This is a genomic window from Streptomyces boluensis (assembly GCF_009908195.1).
Classification (GTDB): Bacteria; Actinomycetota; Actinomycetes; order Streptomycetales; family Streptomycetaceae; genus Streptomyces; species Streptomyces boluensis.
The window spans coordinates 1-824 of the sequence record NZ_JAAAHS010000763.1 but is presented as its reverse complement, the minus strand read 5'-3'; the positions used below and the strand labels follow the sequence as shown (position 1 = coordinate 824).

Genomic DNA, 824 nt, shown 5'->3' with positions numbered 1-824 from the left:
CATCCGAACCGTCCGCCCGCCCACGCCACCAGCGCCACCGCCAGGCCCACCGCGACGATCACCCAGGCCGTGGTCCGCAGCGTCGAGGTCAGCGCGTCGTACACGGCGGCGACGGCCGGGCGTGACAGGTCACGGGGCAGGTCGTCGAGGGTGAGGCTGCGGCCGACGGCGAGCGCCACGGCGAGGGCCGCCGCGCTCAGGGCGAGCCCGAGCCCCGTGGCCATGACCGCGCGGCGTCGCCGTACCGCGAGGGCGATCCCGACGACCGCGCAAACCAGCGCCCCCAGCGGCAACCAGATCCCCGCGACCTGGAGCATGTGGAACCCCTTCCGCGCCGTGCCGAGGTCCTGCGCGTCGAGGACGGTGACCTCGGTGTGTGTGATCGGGATGCTGTGCGCGAAGGGCACACCGTCCTCGATGAGTTGCGTCTTGATCTGCTCGGTGATGGGTGCGAGGTCGATGGCGACGCTGCTGTCGCCGCCGTTGTTCAAGGAGTCCTGCACGGCGTCGTGGGCGGCCCGGTTGGCCGCGTCCCAGGCGGTCCTGAAGGCCGCGGTGTCGGTGAACGACAGGATCGCTTCGTGCAGGAACGCCTCGACGGTGTCCTGCAGCGGTCCCACGTCGATCTGCTTCATGATCTCCCCCGTCGCGGCGTCCGCCACGGTCTCCCGCACGGCCGGCTCGGAAGCGAGCGGCGCCATCGTGGCCACATAGTTGTCGGCGTCACCGATCTCGTACTTCGCCCAGGTCGACAGCGCCCCCAACGGTGTGATCAGGCAGGCGAGGACCAGCAGCACCGCGGACAGACCCGCCCGCACCCGGCC

The 824-nt window shown here is 71.6% G+C and carries 1 protein-coding gene; it reads right to left on the bottom strand.

All coding sequences use genetic code 11. The features are described 5' to 3' along the window. A partial coding sequence (locus GUY60_RS37980; RefSeq protein WP_161706042.1) for a hypothetical protein occupies positions 1-824 on the bottom strand: 824 nt, incomplete at both ends.